Below are 12423 nucleotides of genomic sequence, written 5' to 3' on the forward strand. Positions count from 1 at the left end.
GTAGGGGGCGTCATGGCGGGATCCCCAGTCATAGAACTGGACGATGTTGATGTGATACTGCGCCATGTTGCGGGCGACGGCTTCGTAATCGGTGACGGACTGCATGGCCTGCGGATCGACGAAGCCCTCGATGGGGTCATCCTGGGCATGGTTGGCCACGTTGATGGCCCCGCTTGCGACATCGACCGGGTCTGAGGAAGAGCTCCCCGTCCCTGTGCACATGGCGTACCCGCTGTCGGAAGCCTGGAGGGCATTGATGGAGAGCTGGTAACCGTTGGCCACGAGGGATGGCACAGTGATGGTGAAGCTGCTGGTCTGGCTGGCCCCGTCCGGGATGCTGACATTGTGGGCGTCGATGGCCAGCAGATGGCCACGGGAGCATGTTGTGAGGTTGAGCTTGCCGTTGAAATCGGCTCCCGTGGTGTTGGTCATCTCGATGCTGATGGTGGCCCTGTCTCCGGGCTGATAGAAGGCCCGGTCATCAATCACCCTCCTGATGAGGGTGCCGCTCAGGATACCGGCATGGGCGGACCCGGCCATGCCCAGCAGCAGGGCCGTGGCGGTCAGTGTCTTTTTCATCAGTCTTCATCCTCAATCTGATACCAGCCGGACAGGCTGATGGAGGCGGCATCCTCCACGTCACGGTCCGTCACGGCGTTGGTCGGCTCACCGGTGTCCTGTCCTTTGAAAGAGAAAGTTGATGGAGCAAGTATCTCAAGTTTGAAAGACGGTATACTGATACTATGTGTAGTCTAAATTTTATAAATGAGAATCTCAACAAAAGAGTAAAATTTATTAAATAAATAAGCTACAACTTAAAGTGTGTACGAAATACCTTATCGAGCCAAGGTACGCTAATAGCATAGTTATGCTCTTCAGTTCGATAATGATGAAGTAAATGGTGTCTTTTCCAAAGAGAAAAAGGAAAACGTTTCATTTGAAAGTTATGTGTTGCAAAATGTACAGAATCATAAAAAATATAACCAAGATAAAAACCTAAAAAGAGAGCACTCCCTAAACCAATTTTCAATAAAAAGACAAAAAGGGCCCAAATGATCAAACCAACGGGAAGGGTTACTATGACAGGCATCAAAGTACGATAAGGGTGATTGGGCTGAATGTGATGATTGCCATGGAAAATATAAACAAGACGTTGTATCATCTTTCTTTCACTTGAAAAGTGAAAGATAAAACGATGGAGTGTATATTCTGTCAAAAGCCAGATAAACAAACCATAGACTATATATAGTATGGTATGCCAAAAGTGCACATTGTATTCTACTGTTATAGTTAACACTATGCTTTCAAATACAAAACAACAACACAGGAAGGTCCGAAAGGAGATAAATGTCAAAGACTCCATCCAATCCTGACGAAAAATTCGAACGGGAGGAGCTTTTTTTGAAAGCTTATGATGTGGAATCGAAGGCTGTGTTGGATCGGCTGTTCTAATAAGTCTGGAAGAAGATTCTGACATGACTACACTGCTCCAAACCGGCAACATCGACGATTATTAGCTACTTTTAGGATCGAAAGCTTACGCTCTTTGCGAGAATCCCGTCATAGGAAAACAGACTAATCCAACCCTGCGTACTACCCAGAGTGACCTTCAATACCATATTTCAGATTCTTAACGAACACCATATAGACCAATAGTGGCGGCCTGTCCCATGAATGTGCCTATCAACATATCTATCTTGTAAATTGCATCCGTAGCAGCATCAGCAATCAAAATAGCATCATGATCCTTCATAGGAATTTTCTGAGCCAAGAAATATTGCGTAGGGTTCAGCATATCAATTTCATAAATGACTGGAGCTGAGTGCTCACCTTCCTTGATGGGTACCCCGAGACGACGACAAATTTCTGCATCTTCGTAGCGGATTAAATAGACGGCATTTCCATCCGCTCTATTATCGGCTGGTCCGCCAATTCGAGCAATGGCTCCCGCTAAGCTTAGATTAGCTGTTCCAAACTGTACTTCGTTCCTTTGCTGGGTTTGTCCAACAGCTCCAAAAGCAGTGAAGGTACGTGGTTGATAGATAACACGGATGCGGTCACCAGGATCAGCTCTAATATCTTCCTCAGGATGATCCTCAAGAGTTGCTAAATCAGTTGCGCCAATCTTGCCTTGTCGAACCAATTCCACCTGTGAATCTTTTGGTGGGTACTTGGCCCCTCCAGCGATAGCGATCACATCTGACAAATGTTCATTCGCTAGAGAAAGAACGACACGACCTGGTCGCAATATCTCTCCCGAAACTATTACAGTATTCCCTATATCATTCTGAATACGGACCATAACCTGTGGATCTTGAGATTTGTCTTTTAGATGATTTTGGATAATCATTGCCACTTGGCTTGGAGTTTTCCCCAAAACATTCATTCTCCCAACATATGGTACCATTATTGTACCATCTCCTTCCACTTGAGTGGGAGGGAGATTTTGCGATGAAATACGAGGTGCTGCGCCAATTACACTCTCACCATTGGAGCTGGTGCCGCTTACACTTCTGTCGGATGAAGAAAAGAGACCATTTCCTAGTTCGAATATAGTAATCCCCAAAATGTCTCCTGCGCCGATGTGGTCATTAAGAGAAACTCTAAGATTGCTTTTATCTAATGTCGAGATTAGTGGACGCACCTGGGAGGCGAGTATGTCGGCGATTTCGGGTGTTACGGGAAACAATCTATAATGAAGGGCCGTCGTATTGGCAGAAGATTTAGTATACTGGTGGACCTGTTTTTGTGTTGGGCTGGAGCGTGGAACCCAGGTGCAGCTGGCCAAAAGCAAAGCTGCCAAACCAGTTGTACCTCTGAAAAGCAACGCAGATGCTCTTACGTTATGAGCGAACGCTTTTCTACACGAGGAAAACCGGATCATTTTATCGTCCTGATGATGATAATTCTGAAAAGATGCCCCGTTCTTATCCATTTTTTATAAACGATGCAAGCCCAGCATGTATCGTCGGCATATAGGGAAGACCATATTAAGAGTGGTATTTTTGTAGGAAGCTTGACGAGTAAAGATTGGCATTGGTAAGAGCGTGCTGGCTACCGTCGGGATGAGTTCTGTGCGGATGATTGGGGAGGGCAGGAGATTGGGTGATACGGCCTCAGAGGTTGAAAGTGAGGGACGGATGATTTCTTCTCAGGAGAGAAACATTGAGCTTTCATCTGGATCTGCAAAATCAACAATCCGATACTTAGGTGAGTATGTGGTAAATGGGCTCATCATGAAGGTGCCAAGGTGGTTCCGTAAGCAATGGATGTTTTCTGTCGTTGTTTTGTTCCCAACCTTGCTGGTTGCTTCTTATTTGTGGTTTTTTGCCTCCCCCCAGTATGTTTCAGAAACACATTTTTTGGTACGTGGAAAATCATTAAATAGTTCAGGATTTGGTGGAATGGTTGGTCTTTTGGAGGCTAATCATGGAGGTACGCAGGACACGTATGCTGTTCAAGATTATATGATGTCGCGTGATGCGCTGCGTATGCTGATTCAGAAGGTTGATCTAAGGGCTGTTTTTTCCCGGTCATATGCGGATTTTTTGGCTAAATTTCCTTCTATAGTTACCCGCAATGATTTTGAGAGCTTCTACTCTTTTTATTTAACACATGTGAAAGCCCAAATTGATGAGGAGACTGGGATTTCACATTTAAAGGTTCGCACGTTCTCAGCTGAAGACTCGCAAAAGGTGGCGCAAGCTCTCTTGGATGCTGGTGAAAAACTTGTCAATGAGATGAACGATCGGCAGCGCTATAATACTTTACACGCTGTACAGTCGGAGCTTGACGTAACCTTGAAGGAACTGCACGAGACGGAGATGCAGTTGGCGGCTTATCGGTATAGCAATGAAACAATTGATCCAATGAAGCAGGCTGTTCCTATGATGGGAACAGCTCTTTCCTTAGAAGCAACGCTTTCCATGATGGAAGCCGAAAAAAAACAACTGGATCTTACGGCGCCGCATAGCCCTTTGAGGAAGGTATATGCCCAGCGGATTGCATCAATTCAGACGCAAATGAAAAATGCCCAGGCTCATATAACTGGTCATGAGATGAATTCTGGGTCGTTGGTACCTAAATTGCTTGGTTATGATGAACTGGCAGTCAAAAAAACGATAATTGAGAAAAAATTGGCAGCAGAGACGACGGCCTTGGAAATGGCGAAGGCTCAAGCGGATCGTCAAATGTTGTATGTCACGGTTGTAGCTCAACCCAGTCTGCCAGATTATGCTGCTTATCCACGAACTGCTGTGTTTATTGTGTTGACCTTCATAACGATGCTGATTTTTTATGTTATTGGGTCTCTTCTTGTCTCAGGTGCGAAAGAGCATACTCTTCAGTGAGAGAAAAAATGGTTAACAAGAAGGTACGAAGCGCTAAAAAACATGTCAATTTGACATTGTCTCAGTCCATTTTAACGCAGTTGCGTGTGATTTATGCGTTAATTATGCGAGAAACGTTAACAAGGTATGGTCGTGAGAATATAGGATTTCTTTGGGTGGTGGGAGAACCTATTCTTTTTTGCGGAGGGGTGACAATTATGTGGACACTTGTTCGTCCTTCGCATGAGCATGGTCTCCGGATGACTGCTATGGTTGTTACGGGATATGTTCCTTTGGTACTTTTTCGGCATGCTGTTGTTAGATCAACGAAAGCTTATGCTGTTAATTCAAGCTTGCTTTATCATAGGTTGGTAACTCCTCTAGATATCATTACTGCACGTATTACTTTGGAAGTGATAGGTGTCATGATGGCTGCTATCCTTGTTCTCTGCGGTGCTGTTTCATTGGGGTACATGGAACTCCCAGAGGATTGGGCTTTAACACTTTCTGGGTTTGGATTTGTTGTTTTTTTTACTTATGGTATTTCGTTTATATTTTCCTATTTGACTGAACGTTCTGATTTGTTGGAGAAAACGGTTAGTGTTTTGACATATCTTGCCCTGCCGTGGACTGGGGCTTTTGTGATGATTGATTGGATCCCTCCAAAATATAGGTGGGTTCTTGAATATACCTCTCCTATAGCCAATGGAATTGAAATGATGAGGTCTGGATTTTTTGGTTCTAAAGTTGTTCCACATTATTCTATATGCTTTATGACTTATACGTCTTTACTTACGTTTATGGTTGGGGTGTATCTTTGTTTAAGAGTTAGACCTCATATAGAGTTATCGTAATATGGAGGCGAAGTTGATGAGTAGGTTGATATGTCAAGATCTTTCGAAAGCTTATCATGTTGGAAAAAAAAGAAGACTCATCTTAGATCGTGTAAATTTAGAGGTTAATTATGGAGATAGGCTGGGAATATTGGGACGAAATGGAGCAGGAAAATCTACTTTAATTAAGATGATTGGTGGAATTGAAAAGCCGACTAGTGGAACAATTCATTATGGGATGACGGTTTCATGGCCGTTGGCTTTTGGAGGGGCTTTCCAAGGTAGTCTTTCTGGGCATGATAACCTGCGTTTTATTTGTCGTGTTTATCATTTAGATTATGAAGAGACCTTGGATTATGTGCAAGGCTTTGCCCAGTTAGGTAGACAGTTTTATGATCCTGTAAAAACATATTCATCAGGTATGCATGCGCGATTGGCTTTTTCGCTTTCTCTGGCGATAGAATTTGACTGTTATTTGATTGATGAAGTAATTATGGTTGGAGATGCACGTTTTGCGCAAAGGTGTGAAGATGAGCTTTTTGCAAAACGTGCGGATAGGACACTCTTAATTGTTTCGCATAATACTGATTTTATTAAGCATACCTGCAATAGGGCCGCTTTGATTCATGACAAGAAGGTATTTCTCTCTTCTTCTGTTGACGAGGGAATTGAAAAATATTACAGCTTATGAAAACTTGCTGAGGTGAGCGTTAATGAAAGCACATAAAATAGAAGCTGTTCATCAAATTTTGATTCTTGACAAGGAAAGTGGGAAACTTCCTGATTTCGTGAAAAATAATAGACAAGCGATCAAAAAGATATATCCGAAGGCAAAATATAGGCTGTGGAATGATAGGACGATTAGAAAATTTTTGAAGAAAAATTTTCCTACTTCTGTCTTTGAGGCCTATGAGACGTTATGTCCATATGCTTATAAAGCAGATCTTGTTAAATATGCTTTGTTGTATGTTTATGGAGGGTTGTGTGTTGATATTGGTGTCTTGTTGTTAAAGCCTTGGAATATACCTTTCTCTAAGGATGTTGCGGCCTTTAAGGAGCCTTCTTTTATTTCTCCGAGTTGGTCGGCAATTCAAACTGGCCTTTTGTGGGCGTTGCCTCGACGGGAAGAATTCCGTTTGGCAATTGATCTCATAGTGGAAAACTGTCGTAAAAAATATTACGGCTTCAATCCGTTGTATCCGACAGGTCCGGTTTTGTTGGGAAAGGTCTTTTTGTCTGTTATGGCTTCTAGAAAGGATACTCTAGAAGCAGATAGTCAGTATGTAAGTCAGACACGTTGCGTTACTGCGGAGGCTGATATTATTAATATGACGTACGTATCAAGAGAGGGTATTGTTGTAGCGATTCGGAATAAGAAAACAGGTGGAGATTTGAAGGAGATAGGTCTCAAAAATTCTAATAATTATAATGAGTTTTGGCATACACGGCAGGTTTATGCTGAAAATCCTATGATATGGAATTCAGATGATCCTCTTATATTTGTAAAAGGTGGATTGAGTAAAACGGAAAGCGGGCAGATTATTTCCTTAGATAGGAAGGAGGGTATGACGTATGGGCCATACGTTTCTCTCCCAAAAGGGAAATATAGATTCTCTATTGTCTTCGAGGAGGAAAGTTTTTTTGATGAAATAAAGTTATCTATAGTGTCTAATTATTCTGAAATAGATCACCATTCTATTGTTTTTTCCTGTGATGAGCTTGTCTCCAATGTTTTTTCCTACACGTTTGATGTCGAGGAACTGTGGCGGAAGGTGGAATTTAAAATTTATACGCCAAATGGTTTTTTGGGGGGGATAAAGAAAATTCTAATAGAGAATCAAGAGAGGTCTTTTCCTCCCCTTCCAGGAGAAAGGGGGGTATCCTCTGGACTTTTAGGTGGTTTTTTAAAATTTGTGAGAGGAATTTGAAATGTCAAATGAGTTTCATGAAATAAAATATCTTCATCAAATATTTATTGTTGATGACTTTGTCTTGCCCCGTAGTTTTTCTCCTACTATTCAGCATCATATTGATGTGGCTCGTTCATTATATCCTCAAGCCGCATATAAAATGTGGTCTGGCAATGAAATAAGAGAATTTATTAAACGTCATTTTTCAAAAGATGTTTTGAAAGCTTTTGATACCTTGACGCCTTATGCCTATAAAAGTGATTTGGCTAGATATTGTTTAATGTATATTTACGGTGGGTTATATTTTGATCTTTCTATGTACATGCTAAATAGATGGCAGATTCCGAGACAGTGTGGTGTAGCCGCTTTTTATGAAACATATGATGGAATGGAATGTTGGGCTAGTTTGCAAAATAGCCTTTTATGGTCTTTACCTAAACGCAAGGAGTGGAAGGTACTTATTGAAAAAATTGTAAATAATTGTCGTAATAGATATTATGGTCCACATGATCATTATGTTACAGGCTCACCTCTTTTGGGACGTAGCTTTGCTACTGTTATTAGTGAGAATTCTAATATGTTGGATATCGACGATCAATATATTGGAGAAGTTAGATACATAACGCCTGAAAGGTTTGTGCAGAATGTCACTTTTGTAAGCCCTGATAGAAGGGTTGTCGCATTGAGAAACAAGAGCGTAGCGGGCAATATATCAGAATTGGGTGTTAAGGGAGCTAATAGTTACTGCCTTCTTTGGAAGCAAAAAAAAGTATTTGGAGAAAAGAATTATGAGTGGCTTGCTAGTGATCAGCATATTATTCCTATAGGGAATAAAAAAATAAAAAAGGAAAATGGGGTGATTTATGTTTCCCATGCTCGAGGAAGAGTTTTTTTTGGTCCGTATGTTGATTTGCCTGCGGGTAGCTATAAGATAACTCTTAACTTCTTGCCGAATACCAAGTATGGGCGTATTTTTTTAGATATTGCAACCGAAAATACGATATATAGAGAATATGATTTTGACTATGGCTTTGTAAGTGAGCACGATAAAGAAGTTTTTTTCTTTAATTTTGATTCTAATAAGAAATCCGTTGAATTTAGGATGAGTGCTTTTGGAGATTTTTTTGGAGGGGTAACGGGTATAGTTATTGAAGATAATTCCAATTATGTTTGGGATGCTAGGCATCCTACTCTACGTCTGGCTGATGGAGGTAAGAAGGATGAGAATTCTATTCTTGTTACCAAAAAAGATCTTGGTAAGATTTTGTATGGCCCTCATGTTGATTTGGAAGCAGGATTTTATCGACTTAATATTAAATTCATTGAGGGAACAGTTTTTAAAAATCTAAAGATTGCAGTAACTGCTGCCTTTGCTCAGGAAACAATCGAAAATTTTGAAACCAGGTATCCCACTGAGGCGGAACGTTCTAACGAGACGTATGATTTTTTTCTATCTAAGAGGAAAGAATTTGTTGAGTTCGTGTTGTATGTTGACGGGGATTTTCAAGGTGGAATTTCTCAACTCTCTCTTGAAAAGGTAAAGGCCGCCCCAGAGGAGAAATATGAAAAAAATAGTAAGTTTTCTTTCTTAAAATTTAGGACGAATCTATTTAGGTTTTCAGATTAGAAAAGGGGATGTTTTATGAAAATTGCGCCTAGAGTACTAGTTGATGGATTCAATTTAGCTCTTCCTAAAGGGACGGGGGTTGCTACTTACGGTCGCGTTCTTTCTAGGACATTAAGTAGTATGGGATTTAAGGTAAACGTACTATATGGACTAAATATCCCTAGGAGGTTGAATGAGAATTTACAGGAAGTTATGTTTTTTAATCAATTAGCTGCAGATATGCGATACAGGAGGCCTCGGCTGTATTCTCCTGGGTGGTGGCGACAAACGGCTTTCAATTTTTTGGGGCATAAAGCTGAGTTGATTAGATTTAATAATTGCGTGGAGGCACGATCCTTTGAGGAGCACATGCCTACGTTTGATTGTATTTTTAATATTCCTTTTATTTTCCAGATGGCAGCTGGTTTTTTTAAGAAAACTGGATGCTTTTTAAAAATAAAAAATACAATGAATCAAGATATAGTGCATTGGACGTATCCTTTGCCTATTAAGGTTATTGGAGCAAAAAATATTTATACTATTCATGATATAGTTCCAATGAAGATGCCTTATACAACTTTAGATAATAAGATTTATTATTATAATTTAATGAATTCATTAGCTAATGAGGCTGATTATATCTGTACGGTTTCTGAATATTCTAAGGATACTATTGTTGATTTCTTTCCAAAGTTTCGAAATAAGATTTTCAATACATATCAATCGACACCATTTACTCTTTCTGATATCTCTTATGAACGGACAGAGCGAGAAATAAATAAACTATTTGGTATTTCTGATGGGGGGTACTTTATATATTTTGGCCAGCTTGAGCCTAAAAAAAATATCGGTCGTTTATTAGAAGCCTTCTTATTATCTGAAACTAATCGTCCTTTAGTATTGGTAGGATCTAATGGGTGGAAAGAAGAAGAGGAATTGAGATTTCTTGAGCAGGGAATTGCTATGGGGGTGATTATTCATATTCCATATGTTCCCGTTAAATTACTAAGGTCTTTAATACAACATGCACGTGCTGTGTTATTTCCCTCCATATTTGAAGGTTTTGGTCTACCTATTTTGGAAGCCTTTAATTTAAAAACAGCTGTTCTCACCTCTAATACTGGAGCCTTGAAAGAAGTTGCTTCTGATGCAGCTCTATTGGTTGATCCATATGATGTTAATGCGATAAAAGCCGGAATCGAACGATTAGATAAAGATGATTTTCTTTGCAACTCATTAAAAGATAAGGGTAAGGAGCGTGCAGTTTATTTTGATGAAGAGAATTATAAAAAGAGGTTGTTGGAATTTTATAGTATAGTATTAGAAGGATAGATTTTGATCTTTTCATAAAAAGAAGAAATATTTCTTTTATACAGGTTGGAAGAGAAGAATTTTGCTCTCTCTAATCCTGCCTTAATCATTCTTTTTTTGTCGTTCTCACTTAGCTGATCGAGTATATTTATGCAATTTGCCATCTCTACTATATTAGTAGCATCGCATAGCATGGCTGCATCACCGGAAATTTCTTCTGTAACACCTCCACGGCTAGTAAGAACTGGAACACCTAATGACATGGCTTCAATAATTGGAAGTCCAAATCCTTCTGCAAGGCTTGGAAAAAGAAGGGCTTTAGACTCTTGAAGAGTCCGTAACAGAGAGAAACGATTGCTCCATGGTAACCGAATTACTTGGCTACTTGAACCATACGGCTTATAATTCGGTCTATCATCTCCATCAGGACCAATTAAAATAAGTGGGGTTTTTGTTCCACTAAGAGCATGGGCCTCCAATAATCTTTCAATATTTTTTCGATGTTCAATGCGACCATAAAATACAAATGAATCAGCTGGAGCAATTCGGGGAGCATTCGATATAGAATTTCTTACTTGTTTACTAAATTCAACGGGTTGATATAGAGTCGTTATACGATCTGGATGCACAGAAAGTAAATTAATTATTTGATTTCGAACTGTTTCTGAAACGGCGACAAAATGGACAGGACTTTCTATTAAAGAAGATAAAATTCTACGAAACCGAGTAGGATCAATACCTGTTAAGGAAGGATGTGTAAGCGGAATTATATCATGAATTGTGACTACATTTTGACATCCTTCCATAAAAAGAGGAAGCGGATATGTCCAGTGCATTATGTCTGGTGGAGAAAGAGGGGTTAGTCTTAAAAGTCGCTTATGATATCGATAATGAAGATGTGCTACACGATAGAGGTCGTTTGCTAGGAAAGCATCTCCCCAGACGGATTGAAACATATTGCTTATTGTAGGAGCACGGGAAAGTAGAGCAGCGATTATGCGAGATACAATCGATAGGCTAGAATATCCCTCCATGCTTTCTAATAGCCACGCTGTACTATAACCAAGTTCTCTAGTTACATTACTATGATTGATTGCGTAATACTGAACGCCAGTCCCATTTCTACGTCCAATATTGCGTCCATCAAACCATATTGTCGAGTGGCTTCTGTGGGATGAAAGAAAAGAATTATCCATTATTTTTATTAGTCGTTTTGGGTTAGTGTGAGACAGTGAGAGAGAGTAAGAGCTACGCTCTGAGACCATGAAAAGGGAGACCATTTTTTAAGGCGCTCTTTTTGAGCCTGCCATAGAGGGCCGTATTGTGAAAAGTCGTCTATTATTTTTTCCCACTCTGTTGCATCAAGTGGAGACACATAGGATGGAATATTTTGGCCTATCTCACGTAATGCAGGAATGTTGGAGCAAATACTGGGCACTCCCAGACTCATAGCTTCTGTGAGCGGTAAACCATAACCCTCTGTAAAGCTTGGGAAAAGAAGACCGTTAGAATATCTTAATAAGGAGGCAACACATTCATCAGAAAGACCACTTTCCTCTATAACAAGATTCTGCAAAGCTGGTGACCTTTCTAATAGGTCTAGAATATTTTCATTTTCCCATCCACGCTTACCAATAAGAATAAGATAGGGGACGGCCTCTTCCCCACGTTGCTGGACAAGGTAACGCCACAAATGGAGCAACAAAAGATGGTTTTTACGCGGTTCGATTGTACTGATATACACGAAATATGGCTTTTTATATTTATAATTTTTGCACTCTTGATTAGTATGATAGATGGCCTGCTTATGGACCCCATGTGGTGTTTTCCAAATAGGGATGCCATGGCGGTTTGCTTGGGAGAAAAATGGCTTTAATGATTCTCTCACAGAGTCAGTTGGTACAATTACAGCTCGAGCCAGTTCTATGACGCTATCCATACGGGCTTTGTGACGTATTTTTTCGCGAGGTCGTGAGTACTCTGGATATTCAATAGGAATAAGATCATGTACCATGGGTATGAAGTAGGATCCTGTCTTAGAAAGAAAATTTCTTATTATTTTTTTATGCATTAAATGATGGTGAGATACTAGAAAATAGAATTTTATACCATTAATATCAGGCAAAGCGTTAGGAAAAAACAAATATATTTTTAGTTTTTTTGCAATATTCTTTGCTTCCGCTATTTTCTCTTTGTGACCTAAATTCCATCCATTAAGTAAATTTGAGATAAACGTGGTAACAGTACTGCGTGGAAGTCTTCCAAGGCGTCCAGTTAAAGAAAGGGCGACAAAATAGGTTTGATCTTGATGATGTGTTAAAAGGTATTCAGCATAAGCGAGTTCAACTCGATCAATCCCCGTAGGAACTGCAGATCCTGCTCTTGAGAGCAAGCGTGATATGTCAAGAATAAATGAAATTGATGGTACTGTCATT

12 protein-coding genes are annotated in these 12423 nt (G+C 40.1%); 7 read left to right on the plus strand and 5 right to left on the minus strand.

The window, feature by feature from the left end; translation table 11 throughout:
- The coding region (locus J8Z04_RS01815) for a glycoside hydrolase family 66 protein (protein WP_212125559.1) at positions 1–579 on the minus strand (579 nt) is incomplete at its 3' end.
- Here J8Z04_RS01815 and J8Z04_RS09425 point away from each other — a divergent pair.
- The gene (locus J8Z04_RS09425) at positions 567–701 is read left to right on the plus strand and encodes a hypothetical protein (protein ID WP_256462231.1); all 135 of its coding nucleotides are present in this window, start codon (positions 567–569) and stop codon (positions 699–701) included. The genes J8Z04_RS01815 and J8Z04_RS09425 overlap by 13 nt on opposite strands.
- A gap of 107 nt (positions 702–808) precedes the next feature.
- Here J8Z04_RS09425 and J8Z04_RS01820 read toward each other — a convergent pair whose 3' ends face one another.
- Both J8Z04_RS01820 and J8Z04_RS01825 read right to left on the minus strand, forming a co-directional pair.
- Positions 809–1477: a sterol desaturase family protein gene (locus J8Z04_RS01820; RefSeq protein ID WP_192848171.1), complete on the minus strand. Its 669-nt coding sequence runs from the start codon at positions 1475–1477 to the stop codon at positions 809–811.
- Positions 1478–1630: 153 nt separating this feature from the next.
- Positions 1631–2884 (minus strand): polysaccharide biosynthesis/export family protein, encoded by a 1254-nt coding sequence (locus J8Z04_RS01825; protein ID WP_192848172.1) that lies wholly within the window; start codon positions 2882–2884, stop codon positions 1631–1633.
- A gap of 217 nt (positions 2885–3101) precedes the next feature.
- Between J8Z04_RS01825 and J8Z04_RS01830 the strand changes: the two genes are divergently transcribed.
- The 6 genes from J8Z04_RS01830 to J8Z04_RS01855 are packed head-to-tail and all read left to right on the plus strand — an operon-like array spanning position 3102 to position 10009.
- Positions 3102–4349 (plus strand): capsule biosynthesis protein, encoded by a 1248-nt coding sequence (locus J8Z04_RS01830; RefSeq protein ID WP_192848173.1) that lies wholly within the window; start codon positions 3102–3104, stop codon positions 4347–4349.
- Positions 4350–4357: 8 nt separating this feature from the next.
- Positions 4358–5182 (plus strand): ABC transporter permease, encoded by an 825-nt coding sequence (locus tag J8Z04_RS01835; protein ID WP_192848174.1) that lies wholly within the window; start codon positions 4358–4360, stop codon positions 5180–5182.
- A gap of 1 nt (position 5183) precedes the next feature.
- Positions 5184–5852, plus strand: coding sequence for an ABC transporter ATP-binding protein (locus J8Z04_RS01840; RefSeq protein WP_277354975.1), 669 nt, complete (start codon positions 5184–5186; stop codon positions 5850–5852).
- Positions 5853–5874: 22 nt separating this feature from the next.
- A complete protein-coding gene (locus tag J8Z04_RS01845) occupies positions 5875–7089 on the plus strand; it encodes a glycosyltransferase family 32 protein (protein ID WP_192848176.1) in 1215 nt (404 codons plus the stop codon).
- A gap of 1 nt (position 7090) precedes the next feature.
- Positions 7091–8698 (plus strand): glycosyltransferase family 32 protein, encoded by a 1608-nt coding sequence (locus tag J8Z04_RS01850; RefSeq protein WP_192848177.1) that lies wholly within the window; start codon positions 7091–7093, stop codon positions 8696–8698.
- Between the two features lie 15 nt (positions 8699–8713).
- A complete protein-coding gene (locus J8Z04_RS01855) occupies positions 8714–10009 on the plus strand; it encodes a glycosyltransferase family 4 protein (protein WP_192848178.1) in 1296 nt (431 codons plus the stop codon).
- Here J8Z04_RS01855 and J8Z04_RS01860 read toward each other — a convergent pair.
- The gene (locus tag J8Z04_RS01860) at positions 9985–11184 is read right to left on the minus strand and encodes a glycosyltransferase family 4 protein (RefSeq protein WP_192848179.1); all 1200 of its coding nucleotides are present in this window, start codon (positions 11182–11184) and stop codon (positions 9985–9987) included. The two genes, J8Z04_RS01855 and J8Z04_RS01860, sit on opposite strands and share 25 nt — an antisense overlap.
- 8 nt (positions 11185–11192) lie before the next feature.
- A complete protein-coding gene (locus J8Z04_RS01865) occupies positions 11193–12422 on the minus strand; it encodes a glycosyltransferase family 4 protein (protein ID WP_192848180.1) in 1230 nt (409 codons plus the stop codon).
- Position 12423: the final 1 nt, after the last annotated feature.

It is taken from the genome of Bombella apis (assembly GCF_018221685.1).
Taxonomy (GTDB): domain Bacteria; phylum Pseudomonadota; class Alphaproteobacteria; order Acetobacterales; family Acetobacteraceae; genus Bombella; species Bombella apis.

Coding starts and splice junctions, on each gene's coding strand:
- J8Z04_RS01850 (WP_192848177.1), top strand. CDS start 7,091: ATGTCAAATGAGTTTCATGAAATAAAATATCTTCATCAAATATTTATT.
- J8Z04_RS01855 (WP_192848178.1), top strand. CDS start 8,714: ATGAAAATTGCGCCTAGAGTACTAGTTGATGGATTCAATTTAGCTCTT.
- J8Z04_RS01860 (WP_192848179.1), bottom strand. CDS start 11,184: ATGGATAATTCTTTTCTTTCATCCCACAGAAGCCACTCGACAATATGG.
- J8Z04_RS01820 (WP_192848171.1), bottom strand. CDS start 1,477: ATGTCAGAATCTTCTTCCAGACTTATTAGAACAGCCGATCCAACACAG.
- J8Z04_RS01865 (WP_192848180.1), bottom strand. CDS start 12,422: ATGACAGTACCATCAATTTCATTTATTCTTGACATATCACGCTTGCTC.
- J8Z04_RS01845 (WP_192848176.1), top strand. CDS start 5,875: ATGAAAGCACATAAAATAGAAGCTGTTCATCAAATTTTGATTCTTGAC.
- J8Z04_RS01835 (WP_192848174.1), top strand. CDS start 4,358: ATGGTTAACAAGAAGGTACGAAGCGCTAAAAAACATGTCAATTTGACA.
- J8Z04_RS01840 (WP_277354975.1), top strand. CDS start 5,184: ATGGAGGCGAAGTTGATGAGTAGGTTGATATGTCAAGATCTTTCGAAA.
- J8Z04_RS01825 (WP_192848172.1), bottom strand. CDS start 2,884: ATGATCCGGTTTTCCTCGTGTAGAAAAGCGTTCGCTCATAACGTAAGA.